Below are 26,016 nucleotides of genomic sequence, written 5' to 3' on the forward strand. Positions count from 1 at the left end.
GTCTTCCAAACTACCTCACCTCCGCGGGGTGGAGCAGCCCGGTAGCTCGTCAGGCTCATAACCTGAAGGCCGCAGGTTCAAATCCTGCCCCCGCAACCAAATCATATAAATCAGCGCAAAAAATGCTCCGGTTTTAAACCTCCGGAGCAATAAACGCGTCCAGCGCAATCCCCTCAGCCTATTTGCCCGATGAGGCAGCAGCAATAACGTTTAATGACCAGCAACGTGAGGTCGGTACATTCTGATCCGACTGAGAGTTCGGCGTTGTTAAGACACACAACACATGCTGCTTCTGAAAAGACAAAGTGAATAAAATACCCGAATTTGCATAACCAGATGTCGCTATAATCTGAAAGCCCTTGTTGAGTAATGTATCAAGAGAGTCTGACATCGGCTTAAGAGTGGTAGGAATATCCTGAGGACTATAGGGCGATTTTGCTCCTGCTTCAGGTAAAAAATCATTGGTTGTTTCAGCCATGCCTGATACTGGCGTGATAAGGCAACATGCTGCGATAAGAGAAAAAAGCTGTATTTTCATAAGAAAAATAAAATCCTTATAATTTGATTTAATCAGTATTTCCTGAAGTATCAGGATAACAGATAGTTTAGTTGTATATGATGAAAAATTACATCCTGTAACATATGGCATATAGCATGCAAAAATAGTGCAGAGCTTGTTTGATTTCTTTATTCCTTTTACCCTGCTCATGTTTAATTCATGGCAGGTTGAAAAACTATGATAATGTCTGCATCTTCAAACAGCGTGGAACCAGACTATGCAGCGCTGGAGAAAGCGTTAGTTGATACTGACCCGTTTCCTCATATTGTGGTGCCGCATTTTATTGGTAAGGAAGATCTGGCACGCCTGTTTCACGCCATGCCTGAAATTTCAGGAGGGGGGTCTTTCCCACCTTCGGCATTACGTTTATCGCCTCCTGTAGCGTCTCTTGTTGAGCAGATGCAGGGGCAGAAACTTAAGCAGATTATCGCAAAAAAGCTTAATCTTGATCTTGAAGATGCGCCTTCTATGCTGACGTTACGTGGCTGGACACGTGAGAAGGATGGTCGCATTCATACTGACTCGCTGACCAAAAGAGTGACAATCCTGCTGTATCTCAACCCGGCAGGAGAGAAATGGGAAAAGCAGGATGGTTGCCTTCGCCTGCTGCGCAGTCCGCATGATATTGAAAACTACAGCCAGGAGATTATGCCGGTGGATGGTACTCTGGTTATTTTTCCTAACAGTGCTGCGGCCTGGCATGGGCACAGGCAGTTTGTAGGGCAGCGTTATACAATTCAGCTTAATTATATGACGAAAGATTTTCGCGCCCGTGCTGAGCTTTGCCGTCATAAAATTTCGGCATTTGCTAAAAGATTTTCAAAATCTCATAGTAACTAACATGCATAGCCTGTCATAAAATAAGTGGAGAGATGTTATATGGCCCGGTCTTTTTTGTCAGACAGACAATTTAAGATAAATAAAATGCAGAATAAGCACAAAGCACCCTCTTTTTTATATCTTTTGACCGGTGCTGCACTTTGTTCGCTGACAGCGTTATCAACGGCCCAGGCTCAGACTGATGCAACGGCAGTGGCATCTCAGGCACAGGTTTCCTCCGTGCCAGAAATTGAAATGACCCCAATTCCTCCGGCACTTAATAGTGCGCAGGTTGTTCGTGCAACATTGCCTAACGGACTAAAGGTCGTAATTATTCCTGACCGTCTTGCTCCTGTTGTTACAACGCAGGTGAATTATCTGGTTGGTTCAGCTGAAGCTCCTGAAGGTTTCCCTGGTACAGCACATGCGCTTGAGCATATGATGTTTCGAGGTAGCAAAGGGCTTGATAAAGACCAGCTTGCAGCAATAGGCACACAGCTGGGTGGCGGATATAACGCGTTTACTACAGAAGATGTTACGCGTTATTTTTATACAGCACCGGCACGTGATCTCCCGGTTCTGCTCAGAATTGAAGCGTTACGTATGCGTGGTCTGACCCTGAGTGACAAAGACTGGGAAAAAGAACGCGGTGCGATAGAGCAGGAAGTGTCCCGCGATCTTTCCAGCCCTGCTTACCGTTATATGGAACAGCTTCAGTCTCTGGTGTTCTCAGGCACACCTTATGCTCACGATGCTTTGGGTACCCGGCCTTCGTTTGATAAAACTAATGCAGCTTTGCTGCGTAAATTTTATGATCAGTGGTATGCTCCTAATAATGCCGTTCTTATTATTGCCGGTGATGTAAATCCCGTGACGGCACTTGAGCAGGTCCGCGATATTTTCGGTCCGCTTGAAAAGCGCACTTTGCCAGAACGACAGAAAATTACACCAAAGCAGCCTTCGGCGCAGACCTTAACATTCCCCACCGATTATCCTGTTGGTCTGGCTACCCTGGCGTTTCCGATGCCGGGGCGCACAGCCCAGGATTTTGCTACAGCAGACATTCTTTCCGATGTGCTGAGCAGCCAGCGTGGAGCGTTATATGACCTGGTGCCTCAGGGTAAAGCACTTGAAACTGGTTTTGAATACTCTCCCAAAAAATATGGAGGTTTTGGTATAGCGCTTGCAGCTTTTCCTAAAGGAGGAGATTCTGCAAAAATTCTCGCTGAATTACGCAATGTTCTGAATAATATTCAGAAAAATGGAGTACCGGCGGAGCTTGTTGAAGCCGCTAAGAAGCGTGAAATTGCACAGTTGCAGTTTGCTGCCAATTCGGTCGAGGGGCTGGCGGGAATATGGTCAGATGCTCTGACTTTTAATGATCAGGATTCGCCCTGGGCAGCTGTGAAGGCTTATCAGGATGTTACACCTGAGGCGGTCAATAAGCTTGCGGCCTCATTACTGAACTCCGCGCACACTGTTGCTGCTATTCTGACACCTGAAAGTTCGGGGAAGGCAGTTTCGGAAAAAGGGTTTGGTGGTGCAGAGTCTTTTGCCTCACCGCCGGATAAACCCGTAAAATTGCCAGACTGGGCTGAACAGGCACTGTCTGCACTTGAGGCCCCGGTAGATGAACCCGCACCTTCAGTAAAAATTTTATCAAATGGTCTGAAGCTTATTGTCTGGCCGGCTCATGTTAGTCACACAGTGCAGCTTAGCGGTATGGTTGAACACACTCCAAGCCTGCAGCAGCCAAAGGGAAAAGAGGGTATCAGTGCTGTGACTAATGCACTTTTCTCATTTGGTACGATGCAGCATGATCGTCTTGCTTTTCAGAAAGCTCTGGATGATGTGCCTGCATGGGAAGACGCAGGCAGTAGCTTTTATGTTCAGACGCAGACCCGTGATTTTGAGAAAGGTGTTGCTCTTCTGGCTGAAAATGAGCTGCATCCTGCTTTTCCTGAAAAAGCTTTTCGTATTATTCAGGCTCAGACCGCGCAGACACAGGCAGGTGTATTGCTTTCACCGGGGTATCTCTTTTCAAGGGCAATTAAAAAAGCCCTTGTACCACACGATGACCCAACCTTACGTGAAGCAACGCCTGCAAGTATCATGAGTATTACTCATGAGGATGTTTTATCTTATTATCAGCACGCCTGGCGCCCTGATCTGACAACTATTGTTATTACGGGGGATATTACCCCCGAAAAAGCGCGTGAAGTAGTTGAGAGAGAGTTTGGTGCCTGGAAAAATGTCGGGCCGCGACCTGATCTTGATTTGCCTGCTATCCCTCTGAACAAGTCATCACGTGCAACTGTGCCGGATAAAAGTAATCTTCAGGATGAGGTTATACTGGCACAGACACTTGGTTTGCAGGTCAGAAACCCTGATCGTTATATGCTGTCTCTGGGCAATCAGGTTCTTGGTGATGGTGGCTTTTCTTCACTGCTTTATAAAGAGTTACGTGTTAAAACTGGCTATGTTTATTCGGTTGGCAGTCACTTCTCATGGGGCAGAACCAGAGCAAATTACAGTATAAATTATGGCTCAGACCCGGATAAAGTAGGCAAAGCTGCAAATCTGGCGTTAAAGAGTTTGCAGAATATGCAGACTTATCCCGTCACAGCAGAAGAGCTGGCTTTAGCTAAAGCAAGTCTTTTACGCAGTATTCCTCTGCAACGTGCCAGTCTGAGTGATATTGCTGATGAGTATCTGAGCCTTGAAGAGCTTGGTTTGCCGCTTGATACAGGTAACCGCGCTGCCAGAGCTTATTATAAAGCTACAGCTGCTGATGTGCAGAAAGCTTTTAAGAAATGGTTGCGTGTAGATGGTATGGCAGAAGTGGTTAAAGGGCCTCAGCCAACATGGTAAAATAACGTCAGATTATATAATCTGAAAAAAGGCCACATCAGGAATGATGCGGCCTTTTTTTAGTTAGTCAGCTTCGATAATCCTGAGTGTCGGACCTGAATGACGTTTAGGCGGCATATAAAGCTTCTGATCCGGTGGGGTTGGGTGGCGTAGCTCCATAATCAGTTCAAGATTATCGTGTGCGCTAAGGGCATCACGGACTGTTCTTGATTTATTGTGGACACGGTAACGGCAGAGAATTTCTGGCAGATAACCAGGTTCAAGGTTGTGGTCGATAAATTTTAGCCAGAAATCATAATCTTCCCAGCCACGATCAATGTCAGTAAAACCACCCAGCTCTGCCCATATGTTTTTTCGTATCAGGGCCATGACATCAACATAGTTATTTTTTTTGAGCAGTTCAGGGTTAAAAATATCTGCCCGTCCTATACCGCGGCGCTCTCCAAACTCTTCAAGCTGGCTATAGACAGCAGGAAACTGACCATTGTTCAGAGCCGCATAAAGCTTTTCAAGAGCGGTGGGGTAAAGTGTATTGTCAGCATCAATAATAAAGACACTCTCTCCTGCAGCGTGCTGAAAAGCCAGATTGCGTGAAAAAGAAGGGCCCTGGTTAAATGCGTTAGCCAGAAAGGTAATTTTGTAAAAGCGTTTTTTATGTTCTGTCAGCCATGACAAAATAATCTCATGCGTGTCAGCTTCGTCAGATGCATCATCTATAATAATCAGATCAAGTGCCTCATGTGTCTGTGCAGCCAGAGATTCGAGGCATTCTTTTATAAAGTTGGCATAATTATAGTTTGTCAGGCAAATGCTGATCAGGTCTGAAGGAACAGGTGTTGCTTTGCAGAAGGAAAAAATCTGGTTGGGAGCAGGGTCCCATGGTTTGGGAGAAATCATTGTACGGTGCTCCAGACAGAAGCAAGATAGCTTCTGATGTCGTTCAATTTGGAAAGAGCCAGAGATTTATTAGCAAAAACTCTGAAGCAGTTTTTTTGTATACGTGCAGCTTCAGCCATGCCGTCATCTGTATTCAGCAGCCATTCGATCAGATTAGGAATGTGTCGTGCAGATTCACTCAGATAATGTGTACCATTTTTATAAAGCGGATGAGGGAAGCATTCTTCGGTAACAACAACGGCTCCTGATGCCATATTCTGCTGGACGAGGCGGTGCCATTCAAAAAAACCAAAATCATCGCGGTGAATATTGAGTGCGATCTTGGAGCGTTCAGCGATGTAGCGTGGAAAATTTGCAGGAACAGAGTATTTATCAGAGTGGGTCAGTGGTCCATCTGTTTTTCTGTAGTATAAAAAGCAGGAGTATTCGGTAAAAAATTCTGTATTATGACTGAAGAAACGTTCTCTGTTACCAGAGGTGTTTCCAAAAAAGCTGATATCAAGAGGCCGCTCTTCTAATGGGCATAAGGGCGAGGATGAATTCTTAGTTTCTTCAGACAATACTCTGAAGAAAGGATGTTTTTTTTCTGTTTGTGTCAGTGTTGTTTTTTTGACAACTGGCAGAGGGTCGAAGTGAAAAACATTAAGCCCTGTATTTTTAAAAGATGCCATATTCTGATGGCAGATATCAATAACGCCAGCTGACATCAGACAGTAAATCAGTCCTCTGGTGAACCAGAGTGTATGTGGCTGCTCAGTATTGAACATAATTGATGACGTAAGAATATCCTCATTTTTCCAGTGTTCGCTTCCTCTTAGAAAGAAGAATTCATGAGGTGCGCAGAAAATGCATAGTTCCGGCCGTTCAGAAACGGGCGTTTTTTCAGTCATTAACTGCACATTTATTTTGCTTCTTTTGATGTAATTACAAAGTATTTCAGCTAGTTCCTGAATAAAGATGTTTCCTTCAGAGTGGTAAAAAACACCAACACTTTCTGGCAGAACAGCTTTCCCCGATGGTTTTGCGGGTGTGTAAGTCAGTTGCTGTTTACATTCCCAGCCCAGATGTTGCGCAATATGACGTGGTGAGAGAACGGTGCGCCCTTCACCAATGCCGTATAACAGAGCATGACGTGTTGCTGAGATACCTTCAAATTTTATATTGGGATTAGCAGCCTGATAATATTCAGGGTTAAAATATGGATATTTTTTAATTTTATTCAGGCAGTTTAAAAGAACTTCGTGAGAATTATTTTGTAATAATCCTTTTTCAAAGAAATAAAGATTTTCATTGTGTCTCAGGTAATGTGCAAATGGGTTTTCATCTTTTTCAAAAGTGCTCTGAAAAAGATTTTTATAAGTTTGTGTATTAAAGGTGTCATTAGGGTTTTTATTTTCATGACACCCAAAGAGAACGTAATGAATAATTGGATCTATTCCGGAATTTTTAACATCCGGGTAGCTGGTGAGATAAAATTCTGCATTAAATAACTGAGAACTAAGGATCGTTTGAATATCCTTTTTGTTCATAAGTGTTAGCGTGGTCATATGTATTCCTGCTGATCGTTTTATATCATCGTATCAGAATGACAGGAGTTTAGCATTTTTTAAGAGAATATCGGCATATTAAAGATATGCATCGGGTATTTGTCAGGATCTTCGGACTTCAGGATCAGTCTTGCTTTTTCATTACATTCATTAAATATTATTAATATAAAATACAAAAATTTAAAATTAGTTAATTAAATTACATTTATTAAATTAATTAACCAGTAATAAATAACTTTTTTATAATAATTAAGTTTTGAATAACTAAAATTATCTGGACATATATCATAAAAAAAGCCTAAAGGAGGCGCAGAGTTGCTCATTACATTTAGTCAGGTGAAAAATGAAAGTGATTAACAGTAAAGCCCGCGTTAAACAGCCTGCGAAGCAAGCGGTTAAACAGCCTGCTAAACGTAAAGCAACCGTTGCAGCTAAAAAGCCTGCGCGGAAAGATTTTGTGCCCGATAAAATTTCGAGCACAGCCGATTTATCAGATATTGCTTCTATGTCAGAAGTTTACTTTACTAATTTTTCTGATGATGACGATACAACTTTGCGTCATGTAAGCGAAGCAGAACGCGCTATCCATTTTGATAGCGTCTGGTATTTGTCAGCTTATCCGGATGTAAGAGATGCCGGTATTGAGCCTGTAGAGCATTTTCTTCAGCATGGTATGCTCGAAGGGCGTAGCCCTAATGCAGCATTTAATGCTGAAAGCTATGTTAATGCTAACCCTGATATTGCTGCATTTCCATTTGGTCCGTTTATGCACTATGTCTGCTTTGGTTATCGCGAGAAAAGAGCGTTACGCTAACCCTTTTTTTGTAACTAAGAGTGTTCGCCCGGATATCTTTCCGGACATTCTCTTTTTATACAAAGGTTTTTTGTAGTCTGCTTATCTGATTCTACACAGAGTAAGCAGGTATGAAAATGACTTCAGTCAGTTTGTTGCCGGATGATATCCCTCTGCTATTCAGTAGGGGGATATTTTTTTGATAATAATTCAGACTATTTTTTGATATATTATTTATAGACAGAGCAGTATCAACGCATATCGATAATGCTCTTTTTTATAATTATGGGTTTTTATTTGAAGAAGATTTTTCTGCCTCAGGAGCATCAATAAGATCTTCTGTGAGTTTAATAGAATAGGCAGTTTGAGGAACAGCCTCGTGAGGTGGAACTTTACGGAAAAATTTCCAGCCGATGGTAAGCAGGCCTGCAATTATGGGGATTGAGCAGAAACTGAAGGTGCCTTCAGGGTAGTTAAACGCCATAAGAAGTAACACAGCAATGAAAAATGCCAGAGTGATCCATGAGGTAAAGGGTGCACCAGGCATAGGGAATGATGTTGGCGGAATTTTACCAGCATTAATCGCCTGTCTGAGTTTGATCTGAGACAAAACAATAAAACACCATGTGCCCAGAATGCCGATGGAGGAAAGACTGATCACTATTTCAAAGATTTCTGACGGCAAAAGGTAATTCATAAAAACGCCGACAATATAAACCGCTACAGTTGTAAAAATAGCAGCAGCAGGCACGGCACGTTTATTCATTTTTGTCAGGTAACGTGGTGCTGAGCCATCAAGAGCCAGTGCTCTGAGGATGCGGCCTGTTGAGTAAAGACCTGAGTTGAGGCTGGAGAGAGCTGCTGTCATGACGACAACATTCATAAAACTGCCAATACCTGAAACACCCAGACTCGAGAAAAAAGTGACAAAGGGGCTGACACCGGCTTTATAGCGGCTCCAGGGCAGAAGCAGCACAAGCAGGGTAATCGTGCCAATATAAAATAAAGCGATGCGCCACATAACAGAGTTAATTGCTTTGGGGAGTATTGTTTTTACATCTTCACACTCACCTGCTGCTGTACCAATCAGCTCAATACCGGCATAGGCAAAAATAACACCCTGAACGAGTACAAGGGTTGGCATGACTCCATGAGGGAAAAAACCACCATTTTCTGTAATCAGATGCAGGCCGGTTGTCTGATGCTCTACCGGGATACGCAGCCCGAGTACAGCAGCGCCAACAATCAGAAAAATAATGAGCGAACTGACTTTTATAAGAGAAAACCAGAACTCCATTTCGCCAAACCAGCGCACTCCCACAAGGTTCATGCTTGTAATCAGCACAAGTGCCAGCAAAGCAAAGATCCATTGTGGCACACTGTGCATGGGCCCCCAGAAGCGCATATAAAGTGCGACGGCTGTAATGTCGCCAATACCTGACATGGCCCAGTTAAGAAAAGCCATAGACCCTGCGACGTAAGAGGCTTTAGGACCCAGAAATTCCTGTGCATAAGAGACAAAACTGCCGCTTGTGGGGCGATACATTACCAGCTCGCCCATAGCGCGCAGCATCATAAAGGCAAAGAAACCGCACACCAGATAAATAAGAGCCAGTGCCGGACCAACGGCCTCCAGCCTGGCGCCAGCGCCAAGAAAAAGCCCACTGCCAATGGCTCCCCCGATGGAGATCATCTGAATCTGTCGTTTATTCAGTCCGCGGTGATATCCTTCAGAGGTCAGTTTCCCTGAAGAAGGAGTAGCCTCATTCAGGTCAGGAGGTGATGCTGTCATCCGGTTGTCCTTAGGCTGTGATTTCTGATGATACAGGAATTTGTAATCTGAGGCTTTTAAAGCCCAATAGTAGAAAAATACAGATAGTGATGCAGTGGAGATGTGTTTTTCATGTCGTTAAAATCTTCTGAAACTGTTCACCTGTGGTGTTATTCTCTCATTGTTATTTGTATATGATTCTAAATGAAGGATATAAAATCATTTCTTTGTTTAAACGATAATGGAAACATTTAATTTTTTAAAGCATCTGAAAAATACATTCAGGCTTATATCATGGGCAGAATATCCGCATAAAACATGCATTCTCTGCGTGTGTCATATTATTATATTTTTTAGTTATCCGGGGAATAATGGCTTTATCAGAGAAAAAAACTGTCTTGTCGGTCATTATCCTGGCAGGTCTGATAACATTTTTGCGCTGGCCTGAAATTTTGTCTGATGCACAGTTCTGGGCTGAAGACGGTATGTTCTGGTGGCCTGAGGCCCGGGCAAAAGGGCTGGCTAGTCTCTGGTTGCCTCATACCGGCTATTTTCAAACGGATGATCGCCTGGTTGCCCTGCTTGCTGTGTTCTTTCCTCTGGCATGGGGTCCGGCTTTATTTGCCTGTGCCGCGTTGTTTTTTGAGGTGTTACCGCCTGCGTTCCTGGTATCATCACGCTGTGCCGTAATATGTCCGTCTCTGCTGCTTCGCAGTTGCCTCGCTCTGGCATGGTGTGCGCTTCCTAATACATGGGAGGTGCATGGCAATCTGACCAACAGTCAGTGGCATCTGGGGCTATTATCTTTTCTCATTGTTATGTCATCACCGCCGCAAACCCGCAGATCCTGGATATTTGATATCTTTTTTCTGGGAGTAAGTGCCGTTAGTGGTCCCTTTAGTATTCTGCTTACACCTGTTGCCGCGTTACGGGCCTGGTGGCTGCCTTCAAAAGCCAGCATAACGAGGGTGATAATTCTGGGGGCAGGGGCTCTGATTCAGGCCGTGTGTATTTATATGTCTCAAAGAGGGGTGCCACCTCTTCTGGGGGCTACGCCGATGAATTTTGTGCGTCTTATGTCAGGGCAGATTATTCTGGCAACTATAGTGGGGTGCCATCATTTGCCCCACTGGTACGGGCTGGCCATATGGCGGTATATGGTTTTGCCTTGCCTTCTTTTTATTGCTGCTGCCTGGTTGTGTCTTAATGCGGCATATCGCTGGTCTTCTTTTCGTTATGCGCTTTTCTTTACGGTGCTGATTCTGGGGGCTTGTCTTTCGCATCCGTTACCTCTGTCGCATGGCGAGCAGGTATGGGTCAGAATGAGAATGCCTGACACCGGTATGCGTTATCTTTTTTTACCCCTTGTTTTCTGGGTCAGTGTGGTGGTGGCTCAGGCTCTGGCCGCCCCCCGGGGCTGGACCAGAAATCTTGCTATCGTTTTTCTGTTTTTAATTATGTGTGTTGGTGTTCCGCGCGACTGGCGTTTTATGCCTGAGGCTGATCGTCAGTTTTATGACATCGCACACTATTTTGATCATGCACCGCCTGGCACCAGAGTCACTATTCCTGTGCGCCCTGGTGCAGAAGCTGTTCTGATTCGTTAGGGAGAGGCCATAGCCGGGTGAAATTCGTCAGTGACCGGCCAGTTTACCGTAACGGGCGAGGTGTCAGGCCTGTGCCAGCGTTGCCGGAGGGAGAGTGCTGCTCCACTGGTTATTCTGAGTTGTGAAATGGCCGCTGCAACGGGTGCTTTATTACTAAGCGGCGCAGGTCGGACAGCACGTGAAGAGAGCCAGTATCCAGACCCGGCCAGACATGCACTCAGGGTTGTCAGCGCAAACATCATTCGCTCGAGTACTGAAGGGAATGGTAAGAACGTGCGCAGCAGAGAGCGCGCTTCATGTTCGCGTTCGTTTTGCGTGGCCTCAGTCGCCAGCAGGAGTTTATTTTCTGTGGTAGTGAGGCTCAGTATATTGTCAGTGCGAATATCCAGAGCGGGTAATTTAAGAGCTGTCATGCCCGACAGAGCATCGCGAAAGGCTTGTGATACGGTCTGAAACTCCTGCTGGAAGCAGGGAAGGAAAAGGGTCGCAGGTCGTTTGCATGGTGTCGTGCTGCGACTGGTCAGGCGGCGAATGGCCCATACGGTCAGGCGCTCACTACTGGTCAGGTCCGTCAGATAAACTGCTGAATGTGTCATGGCGTTCTTTCTGAGGGCGGTCCCTCAGCCTCTGAAAACTGCGTCTGCTCTTTCTTAGATGATAATGATTATTAATTGCAATATAAAACTGACGCCGCCAGTGCTGTGAAATGTATTTTCTGCTTTTCTTGTTCACAGGCTTGAGGCAGTACATAGAGCTATGTCATTCCTTACACATCTCTCCCTTCCTCTTCTGCGCAGGCTTGATCCTGAAACCGCACATGACATTGCTCTCGATGCGCTTACGCTCGGGCTGTCCGTGCCGGTAAAACGCCCGGTGGATGACCAGGCACTGGCTACGCATGCTTTAGGTTATCGCTTTTCGAATCCGATCGGTATTGCCGCAGGTTTTGATAAAAATGCCAGGGTGATGCGCCCTCTTGCTCAGATGGGCTTTGGCTTTGTCGAGGCCGGAACTGTCACGCCTAAAGCGCAGCCAGGTAACCCCCGGCCTCGTCTGTTCAGGCTCACTGAAGACCGTGCCGTGATTAATCGCATGGGGTTTAACAATCAGGGGATTGATCGTTTTGTTATAAGGCTTGCACGTCTTCATCGTCCGCTGTCGTCCGGGCGTGCAGGTGGTGCAGGTGTTCCAGCTGGTGCAAATCTTGGTATCAATAAGACAGGAGCTGACCCTGAACGCGATTATCCGGCACTTGTCGGGCGGGTGAAGGCTTATGTTAATTATATTGTCATTAATGTTTCTTCTCCCAATACACCAGGCCTGCGCGGCCTGCAGGATGCGGCACGCCTGAAAAGCATTCTTGATGCGATTATGGAGCGACACCCCGACAGCCCGCCGCTGCTGGTAAAGCTCGCGCCAGACCTTGAGGATGATGCGATTGCTCCTGTAGTTGAAGCGGCTATTGCCGGTGGTGCCCGAGGGTTTATTATTTCAAACACGACGCTGGCGCGTCCTGAATCGTTGCAGAGTGAGTTTAAGGCCGAAAGTGGTGGTCTTTCAGGCCGTCCTTTGCGCTCACGTGCAACGGATATGCTGCGCCTTGTTGCTCAGGTTTCCGCAGGGCGCATGACACTTATCGCCTGTGGCGGTATAGAGAGCGGCGCTGACATTCTTCAGCGTATTCGCCTTGGAGCGCATCTGGTTCAGGTTTATTCAGCTTTCGCGTATGAAGGGCCACCTCTGATCAGCCGTCTGAAAAAAGAGATGCTGGAGCTTATGCAGGCTGAAGGTATCAGGTCGCTTGAGGAGATTCGGGGGCAGGACCTCTGATGGCACAGAAACAGTCCGGGAGTATAAAATGACAGGAATATCGTCTGTTGCTGACAGATACAACGGTTATGTTGTTGATTTGTGGGGCACCGTGCATGACGGGGTGCAGACTTACCCTGGTGTTATAGCCTGCCTTGAGGCGCTGCGCGCTGCAGGTAAACGGATTGTTCTGCTGTCAAATGCCCCCAGGCCTGCTGATGTTGTGCACCAGCAGTTGCAGAAATTTGGTGTGTGTGCCTCTCTTTACGACGGTATCGTGACCAGTGGTGAGGTCGCCCGGTCGCTGTTGCGTGAGCGCACAGACCCGTGGTGTGCCCGGCTGGGGCGCAAAGTGCTGCATTTAGGCGGTCTGCATGATCTGGGCCTGTATGACGGACTGAACCTTGAGCAGGTGAGTGATGTTGAAGAGGCCGATTTTATTCTTAATGCCGGGCCGGATATCGAGCGCGGGGTAGAGGCCATTGACCCTTATTTGCCTGAGCTGCGTGCTGCTTTGACACGTGGCCTGCCGATGCTGTGTGCTAACCCTGATATGACCGTTATTAAGGGCGGGCAGAGAATGATCTGCGCTGGTGCACTGGCTTTGTTTTATGAGCAGGAAGGAGGCAATGTGCGCTGGGTCGGCAAGCCGTATGCTGAGGTTTATGATCCTGTTTTTGAGCTTCTTAACGTACCTAAAGAGCGTATTCTGGCCGTTGGTGATGCACTGGCAACAGATATACGCGGTGCCACTGTTGCTGGTATTGATGGCGCCTGGATTCTGGGCGGCATTCACCAGGAGCTGCTCGACGCAGGTGATGAGCGGGTGGCAGAAATTGCCCGTGCGGCAGGTCTGGCCCCTGCCATTACGCTTAAACGTTTTACCTGGTAATTAGACTCGTATAATGTTGCACCTGCCGGTTCAGGCAGGTGCACATGCAGTTTTAAAATCAGGGAGTGTCTGAGCCAGAAGGCCGCCCTGTCGCAGTGGGGCAACCCGTCGTGCCAGACCTGTTGAATCATCTGTTTCAACCATAATGCCACAAATTGTTGCTTCACCCGTTGCAGGTTGCAGGCGCTCGCCCGGCATTTTGCGCATAAACCGTGTTACAGCCGCGTCTTTGGTCATGCCAATGATGCTGTCGTAGTCACCGCACATGCCGGCATCCGTCTGAAAGGCAGTTCCGGCAGGTAAAATCCGATGATCAGCTGTGGGTGTATGGGTGTGTGTACCAACGACGAGTGAGGCTCGTCCGTCCATTGCGTTGCCAAAAGCCCACTTTTCACTGGTGGCTTCAGCATGAATATCGATCACAATGGCCTGGGTTGTCACGCCCAGGCGGTGGCGTGTCAGCAGCTCATTGGTACAGCGAAACGGGTCATCCAGCGGGTCCATAAACAGCCGGCCCATGACATTAATGACCAGGGCTTTACGGCCATCTGCCAGCTCAACCTGCACGCTGCCATTCCCCGGTGTGCCCGGAGGGAAGTTCAGGGGACGGATAATGCGGGGAGCTGTGTCGATATGTGGGATAAGATCGCGCCGGTCCCAGCTGTGGTTGCCCAGAGTGATAACGTCAACACCGCCCTTAAACAGGTTTGTCGCGATATCGGGTGAGAGACCAAAACCGTGGCTGGCATTTTCTGCATTAACAATAACCAGATCGAGAGAGAGCGTTTCACGCAGGCCTGGCAGACGTTCAAGCACGGCATCACGACCGCAGCGGCCAACAATATCTCCCAGAAATAAAATTCTCACACAATTGCCTTTCTGTGTCTCTCGTCAGTCAAAATATAATGTCTCCTTTTCTGTCACAATACAGGAAAGGGGTTTGTCATAGGTGCCGGTGGGCACTTTTTCTGTTTCCTGTAATGACAGGGCATATCCGATTGCCGTGACACCGGGCAGGGCAGCCAGTGTACGGTCATAATAGCCACCTCCGTAGCCCAGCCTGTTCCCCTGGCGGTCATATCCTACAAGCGGCACGAGAATCAGCTGGGGTTTGCGTTCTGGTCCGTCTGGCACAAATGTACCAAAACGCCCGGGCAGGAGGGGGGTGTCGGGTGTCCATACCCGAAATGTAAGAGCATGGCCACGGGGGGGAGTGTCGGGCAGTACAACACAACGACCTGCATTGCTGAGAGCATGGCAAACCGGACGGATATCCGCCTCATGCGGGAGAGGCCAGACACAGGCGACGGTCGCGCCGTGCGACGCCAGCAATACCGCTGACAGGCGCTGACACAATGCATCATCCTGAGCCGGGGTGTGCGCCTTCATAGCGCGCAGGCAATCAGCCCGCAGGTGCTTTTTTTCCTGTGTAAGTTCGTAAGAATCAGACATGAAAGGAGCAGAGTGCGGAGCCACCATGACCGTTGGTCTTTTCAACCTCCAGGACCTGCGAGTGCAGGTGGGCACCGGGTAATGTGACCAGGATCACAACAGAGCCAGCTCCCTAGGAAGTGCTTATCGGCCCAGGGGATGACATGCCTGACGCGTCGGGCAGCTCAGCACCTTCATTGTACTCCTGCTCGATCATTGTTGCAAGACTTTCTGCGCGTTCAGCAAGGTCAGCCAGGCGGGACTGAGTAAAGTCATGCCTGGTGCGCATATATTCAGCTTCCTGTAGTGCAGCTGTTGTGGCTTCAGGCAGAACCCGCTGTGAGAGATCTTCAATTTCGTCAGCCATAACCAGGGCTACCAGCGCCAGCAGGTGGTTATCATTCGTAAAACCCAGGGAACGAAAGTGCCTGACACGTTTTTCGACAAGCTGGGCCATAGCCTGAAGGTGGCGTTCCTGCCCGTCTTCACAGCCCACCTGGTAGCTGTGTCCATTAATACGAATTGAAACAGTCGCCATAGTTCAGAGGTCTCCTGTCGCGTTAATCTCGTCCAGTGTATCACGTACGCGACTGATCAGGTGATCAAGGTGAGTCACGAGTGCCTGCGTTTGAGGAGGGTTGTCCCGATATGTGCGTTTATTATTTTCCAGTGCGAAGGAAATTCTTTGCAGTGCACGATCAAGACGGATAATCGGGTCTTTCTGCTCACCAGAATCGTCTGTGGAGGATGGGGTGTTCTCTGTTTGTATAGTGTTTGAGAAAGACTGCGCCACTGCCTGAATCCTGCATAATGTATGATTATTCCGACTCCTCAAAGGAATCACCCGCAAACACAATAACGTCAAGCGTAGTTATGAAAACCAGTTTATTTTTTTCGGCTAAAAGGGATACTCTCTCATGGCTTACTCTTCACAATTTCGCTAGCGGGGTTGCTGCCTGTCAGCAGGCGAAGGAGCTGAGACCACATCCGGCTTTTGGTTTCATATCAGCGCCAGGTGCTGCTGGGTTTATGGGGACAGGCTGGTGGCAGGCCCTGATTCGCGCCGTGCAGGAGCAGAGTGGCTATGACTGCCCGCATATTCTCGACTGTGGCGCAGATCCTGGATACGCATTGTTTGCGGCCTCTCAGGGGCAGAAACTGATAGTGCTTGAAGCCCCATCTCCGGTGCTTGAGAGCGTTAATGAGGTTTATGAACGTCTGGGGGGACATGTTTTTTCCATGCGTCCACCATCATTTGACCTTATCAGCACGTTATCAGGCGTATAGGACCTTGCCGCCGTTTGGCAGCAGGGCTATTCGAAAGAATACATTCCAGGAGATGTCGCCCTGGAAGACTGATGTCATAGAAAGGATTTCATAATGACGCTTACCCCCACGGTTAAGGCTATCCTTAATCAGTATGAAAGCGATAATCCTGGAACAAAAACCAACCTTGCTCGCTTTCTGAATGCGGGAAAGCTGGCGGGTACAGGTAAGCTTGTTATTCTGCCTGTTGACCAGGGCTTTGAGCATGGTCCGGCACGTTCTTTTGCAGCTAACCCGGCTGCATATGACCCACACTATCATTTTCAGCTCGCTATTGAGGCTGGCCTGAGTGGTTATGCAGCTCCTCTGGGCATGCTGGAGTGTGGTGCTGCAACATATGCAGGTGAGATTCCTCTCATTCTTAAATGTAACAGCTCCAACAGCCTTGCCACTGAAAAAGACCAGGCCGTAACAGGCACGGTCGCTGATGCGCTGCGTCTGGGCTGTGCTGGTATTGGCTTCACGATCTATCCTGGTTCTGAATATTGCTTTGATCAGATGGAAGAGCTGCGTGAACTTGCGGCTGAAGCAAAATCAGTTGGTCTGGCTGTTATCGTATGGAGCTACCCCCGCGGGCCGCTGCTGAATAAAGCTGCTGAAACCGCGGTAGATGTTTGTGCTTATGCTGCACATATGGCCGCTCTGTGTGGTGCTCATATTATCAAAGTGAAACCCCCGCAGGAACTGGTTGCTCTTGATGCCTGCAAACCAGCTTATGAGCAGAACAAAGTCGACGTTGCTACTCTGGCAGCACGTATTCGCCATGTTGTTCAGTCATCTTTTGCCGGCCGTCGTATTGTTATCTTCTCTGGTGGTGATAAAACCGGTACAGACAACCTGCTAAGCACCATTCAGGGTATTCAGGATGGTGGTGGTTTTGGTTCGATTATCGGCCGTAATGTGTTCCAGCGTCCAAAAGCTGAAGCACTCGAGCTGCTTGATAAAATCACGACTATTTTTAAAGGCTGAAAAGCACAGGGGCAGAGGGAGTAAGACGATGACAGAGAGCCTGTATCTCTCTACCCCGGTTTTATACAGAGAGGCGGGCTTTTTGCCGCGCCTCTCACAATGTGTGGCCGATTACACACCCGCAGCAGTTTTGCTGCGTCTGGCTGATGATTCTGAGAAAAATCTCTGCGATTTCATTGCGCAGGTTTGTCCTGTTGTGCAGGGCACTGGTAGTGCGCTGATCCTTGAAGACCGGCCTGCACTGGCTCAGGGTACCGGGTGTGATGGCGTACACCTCTCTTCTGCTTTTACGGGCAGAACTATAAAGGACGTGAGGCGCCTGCTGGGAGATTCGATACAGCTGGGCGTTGCCGCTGGTATCAGCCGTGATGTTGCTATGTGTGCAGGTGAGGACGGAGCAGATTATATTCTGTTCGGTGAAGACGCTCCGCAGAGTGCCGCAGCCATTAAGGAGACGCAGCAGCTTATCAGCTGGTGGTCAATGATGATGGAATTACCCGCCGTGGCTCTGGTGCCTGCGCCACGGTCTCTGGCAGGTTTTGTTGCTGCCCAGCCAGATTTTATAATGCCAGGCACAAACTTCTGGGAACAGCAGGAAGAGTGGAATCTCTCATCACTGGTATAGTGTTTACTGAAGTTTGCTTCAGGGCAGTTTCAGATCAGGTGGTGAGGAAAGAGTTTTAAGAGATTTTCTGGTGGTGCGGTGCCCTGGCAACGGCTGCGTTGCATTATCAGAGGTCGTTTTTTCCTGTGATGTGGGCAGCTTTATATTCTGCGTATCAGAGGCAGATGGCAGCATAATATTTTGTTCGTTGAGTGATGGTGCCGCAGGTAACTCAGCATTCTGCACGGCTACATTGCTGGCTGCGGCTGGTACGCTGCTGACAGCAGGCGTGGCAGATACGGCGTGCGTTGCTGATATGGCGGGCTTATCTGTATTTTGTGATATCCCGGCTGAAGGTGCGGGTAATGTCACGCTTTGTATTCTGGTTGCCGGTTTTACGTTCTGACTTTTTTTATTTTTAATTTGCCCGGTTTTTGTAGTTGCATCTGATTTTTTACGGGTGACAGGTGATGGCGTGACCGGAACCGCAGGCGGCTGAATGAGTGACTGGGTAAAGTAGAGTACACCATTAGATTGTGGAATACCCGTGACCCACAGACGGGACGACATGCCCGCACCATTACTGATAATAATCTGCGGCGCCGGTGATGCTTCAAGGCTGACAAGCAGAGGTCTGCCATATACTGTTGGCAGCTGTACTGTGTGTCCTGGTGTGGTCTGTATAGCGGTTTTCAGCTTTTGCAGCGGCCACTTTCCTGTGACAATAGTATATGACAGAAGCTGTCTGAGTGCCGGCTGGCTCTGAGGGGACATTAATGTGCCTCCCGTCTGAGCCGAGTATGTTTCCAGTGCTGAGTTAGGAATGGCAAAAACCGTGTAAGGTCCTTCACGCTGAAGTAAATTCAGCAGGCCGGTATTTTGCAGACCACGTGTATAATCTGCCAGTTCAATAGAGGTTAGCAGAGTTTCTGCAATGGGTCTGTCGCAATAGGCAGGTGTTTCGGGGTCCGGGTAGGCAATAGCACTGTCAGGCGGAAGCTTAGATTTGTCAGCTTCAGATTTGCTGGCTGATGCAGCAGGATAAGTGCGGGTACCTGAGACCGTTGGCATCATATAGGCACAGGTCGACGACTGGGTTGTAAACACATCCTGTCGGGCTGAGCTCTGACATCCGGTAAGCGTCAGAAGACCTGTTAATGCAGGCAAAACAGCAGCAGGTTTCATCAGACCAGCAAAGGGCTTGTATTTAAAAAAAGTAAGAGCGTGTGTTTGCCCCATAATGGTCTCCAGAATATCATACCCGATACAGTTTCTGGTCGGGTCTGTATAATGAGACGACCAGGACAAACACATGAAGTATTTATTAGTGGTTAGCAGCCATTTCCACGCAATGTCCAGCCTGTCACGACATTATTTACTACATCAAAGAGTGTCTGACACGTGTAGGTATAGGCTGTTGATGAGTAACTGCCTCCACCCCATCCTGGTCCGCCCCAGCCCCATCCTGGTCCGCCCCAGCCCCAGCCGCCCCATCCTGGTCCGCCATATCCCATGCCACCATATCCCATGCCGCCTATACTGTTATAGTCGGTCTGCTGGTCAATATAGGCATAAAAAGTATGACCATCGACCTGGAATTCGCGCGTGGGGACACCAAGTACCTGAACAATCTCGACAGGGCTTTTCCCGATCAGAGAGTTATATACATGGCGTTGTTTAGCAGAGGGCACCTGGCATGCCGCCAGAGGGAGGATGCTTGCCAGGAGAAGACATTTTTTATAGGACATCGCCATATTCCTAACAGGGAAACCACCTCACTGCCTGTGGAACAGGCAGGGGTATGAGATACTGACAGATTCTTTGATTTACAGTGTCATGCGCCCAGCCACAAGACATCCTTTATACGCTGCGTGCCACAGGCCAGCATAATCAGCCGGTCAAACCCAAGGGCAATACCCGAACAGGGGGGCATGTGGGGCAGGGCAGCCAGTAGTTTTTCATCAGATGACCAGTCAGCGCGCTCAGGGTAGTGCCTGCGTCTCATGCTCCGGTCAGCTTCAAAGCGCACGCGCTGCTCAACCGGGTCGGTTAGTTCCTCAAAAGCATTCGCAAGTTCGAGGCCAGCAGCATAAAGCTCAAATCGCAGCGCCGTAGCCGGATTCGCAGGGTCACGACGTGCAAGAGCTGCCTGGCTGGCGGGCCAGTGCGTTAAAAACGTTGGCTGCGTGCGCCCGATAACGGGCTCAATACGTTCGAGCAAAAGGCGAAAAAACAGATCTTCCCATGTTTCATTCTCTCGCAGTGAGCAGTCTGCGGCGTCAGCAAGCTTTTGGGCGTTCCCTTCGGTTGGCAGCAGGTCGATATTTGCGTGACGCTGAAAAGCTTCCGCCATTGTCAGACGTTCAAACGGACGTGTCAGGTCGAGTGTTATGTCCGGGCCGTCAAATTTCGGACAGGTCAGAGCAGGAGGCAGCACTGCCTTGAGAAGGGCTTCGGTTTCATCCATCAGACCATCGAGGTTCAGGTGAGGATGATACCATTCAAGCATTGTAAATTCTGGCAGATGCAGGTTGCTTTGCTCGCCATTCCGCCATACACGGGCAAACTGAAAAACAGGCAGACCAGTTGCGGCAACGATGCGCTTCATCGCAAATTCCGGGCTGGTGTGCAAAAACAGCGTCTCACGGGTACCCTGCGGTGTTTCCCGCATGGTCTCAAATGGGTAGAGATGCACTTCCTCTCCGGGCACGGTAACGGCACAGGGGGTTTCAACCTCAAGATGTCCACGGCTTTCGAGAAATGCCCTGATTCCCCGTTTTATCAGGTCGCGGCGATAGAGAAAGGGCAGGCGATCGCGGATGCGGTCAGGGTCAGAATCAGGAGTGAGGGGCTGTGGCTGGGCGTGCATGAGGAGAGAATCAGACATGGTAAGAGGAGGACAGTGATATGGCAGAGAACGATAAAGCGGGTGTTCTACCGCGTAAGCTGCTCCGTACGCCACAGGATCTGATTATTGCAGGCTTAGCACCTGCTGAACAGCGTGACGCGCTGGAGGCTGTGGCCCGGCAATATGCGACAGCGGTGCCGCCGGCGTTTCAGGCATTAATAGAAACGCCGGATGACCCGATTGGTCTCCAGGTTATTCCCTCTCCTGAAGAGCTGCTGATAACACCTGAGGAGCGCTCTGACCCCATTGGTGATGAGGCACTTTCACCCGTGCCGGGCATTGTACATCGTTATCCTGACCGGGCGTTGCTGAAACCGCTCCTTGTATGTCCGCTTTATTGCCGCTTTTGTTTCAGACGTGAGCATGTCGGTCCCGATGGTGGTGTGCTTGATGAAGCAGCACTTGATGTCGCATTGAACTGGCTGAGTGAGCACACGCAGATTCAGGAGGTTATTCTGACGGGGGGAGACCCTCTGATGCTTTCGCCCCGCCGGCTTGAGAAGATTATGCAGGCTCTTTCAGCTATGCCTCATGTTACGACGATTCGTCTGCATACGCGTGTGCCGGTTGCGGCCCCTGAGCGAATGACACCGGCTATGCTTGATGCGCTGGAATCTGATAAAGCTGTCTGGATAGCGGTGCACATTAATCATGTACGTGAGATGACCCCCGCCGCGCAGGATGTTCTCAAACGTCTGGTCAGACAGGGTATTCCGCTGCTCGGGCAGTCTGTTTTGCTACGTGGTGTGAACGACAGCACAGAAGCACTTGAAGCTTTGTTTCGTGCTATGGTTGCTGTGCGTATGCGCCCTTATTATTTGCATCAGCTGGATCAGGCCCCGGGTACGGCGCGTTTTCATGTGCCGGTTGAAGAGGGACAGCGTCTTCTGGCTGGTTTGCGGGGGCGTGTTACAGGCCTGGCATGGCCTGTTTATGTACTCGATATTCCTGGTGGCTACGGTAAAATTCCGCTTGGCCCAGGTTATGTTGATGGCCCGCTTGAGGTGCGTGATCCCTTTGGGCAGAGCCATCATCTTGACCGGCTTTAGGAGCTGAACGGTTGTATTAATCAGTGCCGTAGCGGGGGTTTCTGGGGCCGTAGAGAAGACCATCAGGGGGGCCGGCAGAGAGCAGGCGAGCATCTGTCACACGGGCGACTGAAAAGCTCTCGTCACTCAGAGAGCCAATGGTTTGTTTAATCAGTGCACCCACGATACCGTTCATCTGAAAGCCACCTGCATCCTGATCAGTGGCGCTGGCAGAGCCACTCCATAAAATACTGCCGTCTTTCAGGTCGACCAGCCTGGCTGAAACCGTGACAATCGTATTACTGCTCAGAATATTGTAAGACGTGCCGTAAGAGGTGACTGTGCTGTAGAGCGCGGCATCGGCACCGAAAATGGCACGTAATTTTGCAGCAGGCACCTGCATAATGTCGTCTGGCGCATCCAGTCCGTTATGGCGGAATGTCTCCATTTCTACAGCTACCGGCACGACGTAGTAACCATCTTCCGCAATTGGCATCGTCATTTGAGACATGACACCTGCCGTAGCCTTGATATCGTTTGTATGGTTGATCGGCGGCATAACCAGAACAGAACGGGGCCTGGCGTTACGAAATGCTGTATAGTCAGGCGGAGACTTGCTGGCGCAGGCAACCAGAGTAAGTGTGGCAGACAGGCTGGCGCATAGTCGCAGGGCGCGTGAGAATGTCATGAAGATGCCTTTTGCGTCGGCCGGCCAAGATTTTTTAGCAGGAAGTCCATGTAGGTCGTGGATTCAGGAAACTGCATTTTTTCTTTATTCAGCTCCTGTTGTGCCTGGTTAGTTTTACCATCCGCAGCGTAGAGCATACCCAGATGCGCATGAAACCCGGGTGGCAGAGCCAGGTTTTTTGCCGTTGCTTTCTGCTCGTCTTTTTCCAGATCGAGAATCTGCTTTGTCGGGTCGGTTGTGCCCTGCATATAAACATATTGCCGGGTCTGAAAATTCTGCCAGCTATACAGGGGCGGTGTGCTCTTGCCACAGCCTGCCAGCCCCGACAGCAGCAGCAGGCTGGTCAGTGTTTTTTTTGATAGTATCATGTAGTGTCAGAGCCCGTTGCTGAAAATTATCGCATCTGTCCGGCATCGACCTGCTGCGCCAGGTGGTTCACCGCATCCTGAATTGCCAGGTCAAGCACCTTGCCGTTGAGCGTTGAGTCATAACCAGCCGTGGTGCCAAAGCCAATGATATCGCGGTTTGTCAGTTTATATTCAGCGGCTCCTTCACTGGTGGCCACAACCTGTGAAGTCAGAGGGTTAACAATCTGTATACTGACTTTGGCATATGCGATCTGATGGCGGCCATGACCAAGAATGCCAAACAGCTCCATATCACCGGTTTCTTTACGGCCAAAGGCGGTAACATCACCTGTAATCAGATAGTTTGCGCCTTTAATTGATTGCTGTTCTTTTAAAAAGCCCGCTTCAAGCTTGCCTTCTGTCAGGTTGTCGCGGTCCATTACATTAAAGCGCCCGCTTTGCTGCAAACGTGTCAGAAGGATGGTGCGGGCCTGGTTGCCAAGACGGTCAATGCCATCAGAGAAAATACCGTTCATATAGTTTGAACGATTGGCAAATTTACCAGCAGCGATATTAACGCGTGGTCCGTTATAGGGGGGCTGGGCGCTTGCAACGACAGGCACCGGGACTGTGTGCGATGATTCGGTTGCACATCCCGATAACAGCAAACCAGCCAGCATGAAGCTGCTTACACACCGTATTGAACGCAAGGCTTTTACTCCGGGGATAAACATTACATTTTTGTTTATATACATGATTTTAAATTAATCCAGAATGTAATTTGGTCCTGTTTCTTAAAGGGTTCTCTGATCTGCTCTTCCGTAAAACGACCACGTCTTATCTGTTCGTGCCCGTCGCGATCGGAGACTATTTTTAAACGGCTACATTACCGGGGGAGGGGGTACATTAGTATTTGTTTGCCAGTTTTCGTCGGCTGGAACAGTGTGACAACTCTTCTAGCCTGAAAATTATCTCCATGAGAGGTCAATTTAAGCCTGCAGACTTAAAGATGACAGCATCTCCTTTGATTTGCTTATTGTCTGTACATTTCCCTGGGAGCTATTAAATTCATTTTTTTTTCTTCATGTCGTTCTATTTCATCAAAGAATAATTTTATTTTTTCTTCTTTTATTGAGAAATAGTAGTTATTATTTGAGTCAACACTGGTTTCATCGTGATAGCATAGAAAGTTCTTATCATTATAAATTCTTCCAAGGTTAACCTGAACTTCCGTTAATGGATTTAAGGTGCCGATGGTCATGCCATAAGAGTTAAAAACAGATGCATGCTGTGCTGATCCATGTTCACCTACCTGACATGAGGTATTCGCCATAAGATCGATTTGTTCTTGTATAGGAAGTGTTTCAGGGCGTACAATCGAGAAGCCTCTTGATGTGGCCATTTCTTCAAAAAAGTCTTGTTGTACAAAAATCCTTTGATTGTTTTTATTTTTTTCCCAGGATTTTCTTGATAGACAAATACGTTTGAATGGTCTGTCAGAAATCATATTTCTGGGAATATTATCATAAAACTCTTTTATGAAGCCATGAAATTTATAGTGTCGGCTTGGAAAAGACGAAAGAATAACATTGTTTAAATGAAAAATATCATTTTCATGGTCAAAAAAGATTAAGCTTTCTTCTTTTATTCCCAAAAGATAATTTAACAGATCTATGGCCCATTTAGGGGTCTTTTTTGGTATTATAAATTTTTTATTATAAAAATCATCTCCAATATGTTTTTTTATGGCGCCTAAGCGTGGAAGGTCGTCAACCAGATAATGACCATAACATCCATAACCTGCACTAAATGCAATTATGACTTCGTCATCTATAACACGTGTTATGCTATCTTTTTCCGGCTTTTTCCAAAATCCATTTTTATATTCGTCTTCAGCGACAAAAGATAAATATGTTTCGAAATTAATTAACCGGCCATTTGACCATATGCAGGCATGGCCAGATAAAGCTATATTTTTCATTCTGACAACATCTATAGATGATATAGCATATGAATGTTGAGACTGGCCAGATATAACGGGATTGGCGTCGTTTCCAATGACAGATATGTTATCATTTCTATTAGATATATAATTATCAGAAACTATTGTGTTTTCATAAAATATAGAATCATTTTTTACCCAGCTTTCTTTACTTAATGATTTAAAGCTAATGGCTGATGATTGATTGTCATTCGATAGCTCCTCCTCGGAAATTCCATCGTGTACATAAGATTTAAATAAATCTTCAGGTAAGAAATTTATATTATTTTTTTCAAAAAAATCTATATTAAGTACATAAAAATCCAGTATAAAATCATTGAAGGCATTTCGACTTGAAAATCTGTTGTAATCAAAATTACTACCCATATGATCTAATTTTTCAATGAGATCATATAAATATTCTTTAAATAGTTTGTTGTTTGATTTTGAAAATAAAAATCTTTTATTAAATCCATAACCATCAAATGTTATCGAAATATCGCTGGATTTTATAATATTACTAATGTTTGATACACATATTGAGCAAACATCTGAAGATACTCCGCCTTCTTTATATAAAGACGCTATAAGAAAAAAGTCAGACTTCGCTTGCGCTACCGTAATTGAATTATATACTTCTTTCATTTCATTGCTAAATTCATTTTTTAAATAATCAGATGACATGTTATCATCGTAGCATTTATATAGAAAGTTCTTGTTTTTATTATAAAATCCAATATTTACAATTGAATTATATTCATATTTATTTTTATCAGGGCGGCACTGTCTGATTATGTTGTTATAAGAACCGTCATTAAAATCAGAATAAAATAAATTTTTATTATTTTCGTTTTTTATGGAGTATTTTTGACTTAAAAAGTCAAATAAACCCATCCATAAAAAATCAACTTTTCTTTTAAACACATAATAAAATGCATTTATTAAACCGGATTCTTTATTTTCACTTATTAATTTATTCATATATTCTTCGCTTATATCAATTGAAGAATTATTTCTTATAAAATTATCTAGAGAATTTTTGCCACTTTCATCTAGATATTTACATAGATTTATGTATTCTTTTTCAATGAATTTTTTTTTCCAATTTATAATTTGCAGTTCATTAAACAACATTTAAACATCCTGAGGAAAATTTATAAAGGTTCTTA

Annotated in this window: 25 protein-coding genes, 1 tRNA gene, 1 other RNA gene and 1 pseudogene; 11 read left to right on the top strand and 17 right to left on the bottom strand. The window is 47.1% G+C overall.

The window, feature by feature from the left end; all coding sequences use genetic code 11:
* Window positions 1–22 precede the first annotated feature (22 nt).
* A tRNA-Met gene (locus GOB58_RS10205) sits at window positions 23–99 on the top strand.
* Between the two features lie 79 nt (window positions 100–178).
* Here GOB58_RS10205 and GOB58_RS10210 read toward each other — a convergent pair.
* Window positions 179–538 carry a hypothetical protein gene (locus GOB58_RS10210; protein WP_173560134.1) on the bottom strand — a complete coding sequence of 120 codons (360 nt, stop codon included), beginning with the start codon at window positions 536–538 and terminating at the stop codon, window positions 179–181.
* A gap of 204 nt (window positions 539–742) precedes the next feature.
* Here GOB58_RS10210 and GOB58_RS10215 point away from each other — a divergent pair, with 204 nt between their 5' ends.
* Together GOB58_RS10215 and GOB58_RS10220 are read left to right on the top strand one after the other, a co-directional pair.
* Window positions 743–1,399 (top strand): 2OG-Fe(II) oxygenase, encoded by a 657-nt coding sequence (locus tag GOB58_RS10215; RefSeq protein ID WP_173560185.1) that lies wholly within the window; start codon window positions 743–745, stop codon window positions 1,397–1,399.
* An 84-nt stretch (window positions 1,400–1,483) separates the two neighbouring features.
* A complete protein-coding gene (locus tag GOB58_RS10220; protein ID WP_173560135.1) occupies window positions 1,484–4,249 on the top strand; it encodes a M16 family metallopeptidase in 2,766 nt (921 codons plus the stop codon).
* 63 nt (window positions 4,250–4,312) lie between these two features.
* Here the strand turns inward: GOB58_RS10220 and GOB58_RS10225 are convergent, their stop codons facing one another.
* Both GOB58_RS10225 and GOB58_RS10230 read right to left on the bottom strand, forming a co-directional pair.
* Window positions 4,313–5,146: a glycosyltransferase family 2 protein gene (locus GOB58_RS10225; RefSeq protein WP_173560136.1), complete on the bottom strand. Its 834-nt coding sequence runs from the start codon at window positions 5,144–5,146 to the stop codon at window positions 4,313–4,315.
* Window positions 5,143–6,693 carry a CgeB family protein gene (locus GOB58_RS10230; protein ID WP_173560137.1) on the bottom strand — a complete coding sequence of 517 codons (1,551 nt, stop codon included), beginning with the start codon at window positions 6,691–6,693 and terminating at the stop codon, window positions 5,143–5,145. Before GOB58_RS10230 ends, GOB58_RS10225 begins: the two co-directional genes overlap by 4 nt.
* Window positions 6,694–7,042: 349 nt before the next feature.
* Here GOB58_RS10230 and GOB58_RS10235 point away from each other — a divergent pair, with 349 nt between their 5' ends.
* Window positions 7,043–7,507 (top strand): hypothetical protein, encoded by a 465-nt coding sequence (locus GOB58_RS10235; protein WP_143216392.1) that lies wholly within the window; start codon window positions 7,043–7,045, stop codon window positions 7,505–7,507.
* Between the two features lie 262 nt (window positions 7,508–7,769).
* Here the strand turns inward: GOB58_RS10235 and GOB58_RS10240 are convergent, their stop codons facing one another.
* Window positions 7,770–9,278, bottom strand: a complete 1,509-nt coding sequence (locus GOB58_RS10240; RefSeq protein WP_143216393.1) for an amino acid permease — start codon at window positions 9,276–9,278, stop codon at window positions 7,770–7,772.
* Between the two features lie 377 nt (window positions 9,279–9,655).
* Here GOB58_RS10240 and GOB58_RS10245 point away from each other — a divergent pair, with 377 nt between their 5' ends.
* Window positions 9,656–10,864 (top strand): hypothetical protein, encoded by a 1,209-nt coding sequence (locus GOB58_RS10245; RefSeq protein WP_173560138.1) that lies wholly within the window; start codon window positions 9,656–9,658, stop codon window positions 10,862–10,864.
* On the opposite strand, the gene GOB58_RS10250 is transcribed toward GOB58_RS10245, so the two are convergent.
* Window positions 10,861–11,460: a hypothetical protein gene (locus GOB58_RS10250; RefSeq protein WP_086555372.1), complete on the bottom strand. Its 600-nt coding sequence runs from the start codon at window positions 11,458–11,460 to the stop codon at window positions 10,861–10,863. The genes GOB58_RS10245 and GOB58_RS10250 overlap by 4 nt on opposite strands.
* A gap of 160 nt (window positions 11,461–11,620) precedes the next feature.
* Here GOB58_RS10250 and GOB58_RS10255 point away from each other — a divergent pair, with 160 nt between their 5' ends.
* Complete coding sequence (locus GOB58_RS10255) at window positions 11,621–12,694, top strand: quinone-dependent dihydroorotate dehydrogenase (protein ID WP_086555373.1); 1,074 nt, start codon at window positions 11,621–11,623, stop codon at window positions 12,692–12,694.
* Window positions 12,695–12,722: 28 nt separating this feature from the next.
* The gene (locus GOB58_RS10260) at window positions 12,723–13,565 is read left to right on the top strand and encodes a TIGR01459 family HAD-type hydrolase (protein WP_173560139.1); all 843 of its coding nucleotides are present in this window, start codon (window positions 12,723–12,725) and stop codon (window positions 13,563–13,565) included.
* Between the two features lie 30 nt (window positions 13,566–13,595).
* On the opposite strand, the gene GOB58_RS10265 is transcribed toward GOB58_RS10260, so the two are convergent.
* The 5 genes and pseudogenes from GOB58_RS10265 to GOB58_RS10285 form a co-directional block, all read right to left on the bottom strand.
* A complete protein-coding gene (locus GOB58_RS10265) occupies window positions 13,596–14,432 on the bottom strand; it encodes a TIGR00282 family metallophosphoesterase (RefSeq protein WP_086555375.1) in 837 nt (278 codons plus the stop codon).
* Window positions 14,433–14,456: 24 nt separating this feature from the next.
* Entirely contained in the window at window positions 14,457–15,044 is a 588-nt protein-coding gene (locus GOB58_RS10270) for a 5-formyltetrahydrofolate cyclo-ligase (RefSeq protein ID WP_173560140.1), read from the bottom strand.
* Window positions 15,031–15,186, bottom strand: a non-coding RNA gene (gene ssrS / locus GOB58_RS10275) — 6S RNA. The genes GOB58_RS10270 and ssrS overlap by 14 nt, the downstream gene beginning before the upstream one ends.
* Before the next feature lie 57 nt (window positions 15,187–15,243).
* A pseudogene (locus GOB58_RS10280) lies at window positions 15,244–15,534 on the bottom strand (cell division protein ZapA); the annotation flags it as partial.
* 3 nt (window positions 15,535–15,537) lie between these two features.
* Window positions 15,538–15,789, bottom strand: a complete 252-nt coding sequence (locus GOB58_RS10285; RefSeq protein ID WP_173560141.1) for a hypothetical protein — start codon at window positions 15,787–15,789, stop codon at window positions 15,538–15,540.
* A 236-nt stretch (window positions 15,790–16,025) separates the two neighbouring features.
* On the opposite strand from GOB58_RS10285, the gene GOB58_RS12980 reads away from it, so the two are divergent.
* From GOB58_RS12980 to GOB58_RS10300, 3 genes are all read left to right on the top strand, one after another.
* The gene (locus GOB58_RS12980; RefSeq protein ID WP_206752257.1) at window positions 16,026–16,283 is read left to right on the top strand and encodes a hypothetical protein; all 258 of its coding nucleotides are present in this window, start codon (window positions 16,026–16,028) and stop codon (window positions 16,281–16,283) included.
* A gap of 93 nt (window positions 16,284–16,376) precedes the next feature.
* Window positions 16,377–17,291, top strand: coding sequence for a class I fructose-bisphosphate aldolase (locus GOB58_RS10295; protein ID WP_086636198.1), 915 nt, complete (start codon window positions 16,377–16,379; stop codon window positions 17,289–17,291).
* A 28-nt stretch (window positions 17,292–17,319) separates the two neighbouring features.
* Window positions 17,320–17,916: a thiamine phosphate synthase gene (locus GOB58_RS10300; protein ID WP_173560143.1), complete on the top strand. Its 597-nt coding sequence runs from the start codon at window positions 17,320–17,322 to the stop codon at window positions 17,914–17,916.
* An 18-nt stretch (window positions 17,917–17,934) separates the two neighbouring features.
* Here GOB58_RS10300 and GOB58_RS10305 read toward each other — a convergent pair whose 3' ends face one another.
* The 3 genes from GOB58_RS10305 to epmA form a co-directional block, all read right to left on the bottom strand.
* Window positions 17,935–19,134: a fasciclin domain-containing protein gene (locus GOB58_RS10305; RefSeq protein WP_173560144.1), complete on the bottom strand. Its 1,200-nt coding sequence runs from the start codon at window positions 19,132–19,134 to the stop codon at window positions 17,935–17,937.
* Between the two features lie 92 nt (window positions 19,135–19,226).
* Window positions 19,227–19,643 (bottom strand): hypothetical protein, encoded by a 417-nt coding sequence (locus GOB58_RS10310; protein WP_086636195.1) that lies wholly within the window; start codon window positions 19,641–19,643, stop codon window positions 19,227–19,229.
* Window positions 19,644–19,729: 86 nt separating this feature from the next.
* Window positions 19,730–20,782 carry an EF-P lysine aminoacylase EpmA gene (gene epmA, locus GOB58_RS10315; RefSeq protein WP_242005312.1) on the bottom strand — a complete coding sequence of 351 codons (1,053 nt, stop codon included), beginning with the start codon at window positions 20,780–20,782 and terminating at the stop codon, window positions 19,730–19,732.
* A gap of 20 nt (window positions 20,783–20,802) precedes the next feature.
* Between epmA and GOB58_RS10320 the strand changes: the two genes are divergently transcribed.
* The gene (locus GOB58_RS10320; RefSeq protein ID WP_173560145.1) at window positions 20,803–21,852 is read left to right on the top strand and encodes a lysine-2,3-aminomutase-like protein; all 1,050 of its coding nucleotides are present in this window, start codon (window positions 20,803–20,805) and stop codon (window positions 21,850–21,852) included.
* Between the two features lie 16 nt (window positions 21,853–21,868).
* Here the strand turns inward: GOB58_RS10320 and GOB58_RS10325 are convergent, their stop codons facing one another.
* From GOB58_RS10325 to GOB58_RS10340, 4 genes are all read right to left on the bottom strand, one after another.
* Entirely contained in the window at window positions 21,869–22,519 is a 651-nt protein-coding gene (locus tag GOB58_RS10325) for a DUF799 domain-containing protein (RefSeq protein ID WP_173560146.1), read from the bottom strand.
* Complete coding sequence (locus tag GOB58_RS10330) at window positions 22,516–22,887, bottom strand: DUF4810 domain-containing protein (protein ID WP_173560147.1); 372 nt, start codon at window positions 22,885–22,887, stop codon at window positions 22,516–22,518. Before GOB58_RS10330 ends, GOB58_RS10325 begins: the two co-directional genes overlap by 4 nt.
* 26 nt (window positions 22,888–22,913) lie before the next feature.
* Window positions 22,914–23,576, bottom strand: coding sequence for a CsgG/HfaB family protein (locus GOB58_RS10335; protein ID WP_173560148.1), 663 nt, complete (start codon window positions 23,574–23,576; stop codon window positions 22,914–22,916).
* Between the two features lie 323 nt (window positions 23,577–23,899).
* Window positions 23,900–25,981, bottom strand: coding sequence for a glycosyltransferase 61 family protein (locus tag GOB58_RS10340; RefSeq protein WP_173560149.1), 2,082 nt, complete (start codon window positions 25,979–25,981; stop codon window positions 23,900–23,902).
* Between the last annotated feature and the right edge of the window lie 35 nt (window positions 25,982–26,016).

It is taken from the genome of Acetobacter thailandicus, assembly GCF_011516655.1.
Lineage (GTDB): Bacteria > Pseudomonadota > Alphaproteobacteria > Acetobacterales > Acetobacteraceae > Acetobacter > Acetobacter thailandicus.

What these genes read in the sequence shown, in the direction of transcription:
- GOB58_RS10210 (WP_173560134.1), bottom strand. Translation starts at nt 538, where the DNA reads ATGAAAATACAGCTTTTTTCTCTTATCGCAGCATGTTGCCTTATCACG.
- GOB58_RS10215 (WP_173560185.1), top strand. Translation starts at nt 743, where the DNA reads ATGTCTGCATCTTCAAACAGCGTGGAACCAGACTATGCAGCGCTGGAG.
- GOB58_RS10220 (WP_173560135.1), top strand. Translation starts at nt 1,484, where the DNA reads ATGCAGAATAAGCACAAAGCACCCTCTTTTTTATATCTTTTGACCGGT.
- GOB58_RS10225 (WP_173560136.1), bottom strand. Translation starts at nt 5,146, where the DNA reads ATGATTTCTCCCAAACCATGGGACCCTGCTCCCAACCAGATTTTTTCC.
- GOB58_RS10230 (WP_173560137.1), bottom strand. Translation starts at nt 6,693, where the DNA reads ATGACCACGCTAACACTTATGAACAAAAAGGATATTCAAACGATCCTT.
- GOB58_RS10240 (WP_143216393.1), bottom strand. Translation starts at nt 9,278, where the DNA reads ATGACAGCATCACCTCCTGACCTGAATGAGGCTACTCCTTCTTCAGGG.
- GOB58_RS10250 (WP_086555372.1), bottom strand. Translation starts at nt 11,460, where the DNA reads ATGACACATTCAGCAGTTTATCTGACGGACCTGACCAGTAGTGAGCGC.
- GOB58_RS10255 (WP_086555373.1), top strand. Translation starts at nt 11,621, where the DNA reads ATGTCATTCCTTACACATCTCTCCCTTCCTCTTCTGCGCAGGCTTGAT.
- GOB58_RS10260 (WP_173560139.1), top strand. Translation starts at nt 12,723, where the DNA reads ATGACAGGAATATCGTCTGTTGCTGACAGATACAACGGTTATGTTGTT.
- GOB58_RS10270 (WP_173560140.1), bottom strand. Translation starts at nt 15,044, where the DNA reads ATGGTGGCTCCGCACTCTGCTCCTTTCATGTCTGATTCTTACGAACTT.
- GOB58_RS12980 (WP_206752257.1), top strand. Translation starts at nt 16,026, where the DNA reads ATGGGGACAGGCTGGTGGCAGGCCCTGATTCGCGCCGTGCAGGAGCAG.
- GOB58_RS10295 (WP_086636198.1), top strand. Translation starts at nt 16,377, where the DNA reads ATGACGCTTACCCCCACGGTTAAGGCTATCCTTAATCAGTATGAAAGC.
- GOB58_RS10300 (WP_173560143.1), top strand. Translation starts at nt 17,320, where the DNA reads ATGACAGAGAGCCTGTATCTCTCTACCCCGGTTTTATACAGAGAGGCG.
- GOB58_RS10305 (WP_173560144.1), bottom strand. Translation starts at nt 19,134, where the DNA reads ATGGGGCAAACACACGCTCTTACTTTTTTTAAATACAAGCCCTTTGCT.
- GOB58_RS10310 (WP_086636195.1), bottom strand. Translation starts at nt 19,643, where the DNA reads ATGTCCTATAAAAAATGTCTTCTCCTGGCAAGCATCCTCCCTCTGGCG.
- epmA (WP_242005312.1), bottom strand. Translation starts at nt 20,782, where the DNA reads ATGTCTGATTCTCTCCTCATGCACGCCCAGCCACAGCCCCTCACTCCT.
- GOB58_RS10320 (WP_173560145.1), top strand. Translation starts at nt 20,803, where the DNA reads ATGGCAGAGAACGATAAAGCGGGTGTTCTACCGCGTAAGCTGCTCCGT.
- GOB58_RS10325 (WP_173560146.1), bottom strand. Translation starts at nt 22,519, where the DNA reads ATGACATTCTCACGCGCCCTGCGACTATGCGCCAGCCTGTCTGCCACA.
- GOB58_RS10330 (WP_173560147.1), bottom strand. Translation starts at nt 22,887, where the DNA reads ATGATACTATCAAAAAAAACACTGACCAGCCTGCTGCTGCTGTCGGGG.
- GOB58_RS10340 (WP_173560149.1), bottom strand. Translation starts at nt 25,981, where the DNA reads ATGTTGTTTAATGAACTGCAAATTATAAATTGGAAAAAAAAATTCATT.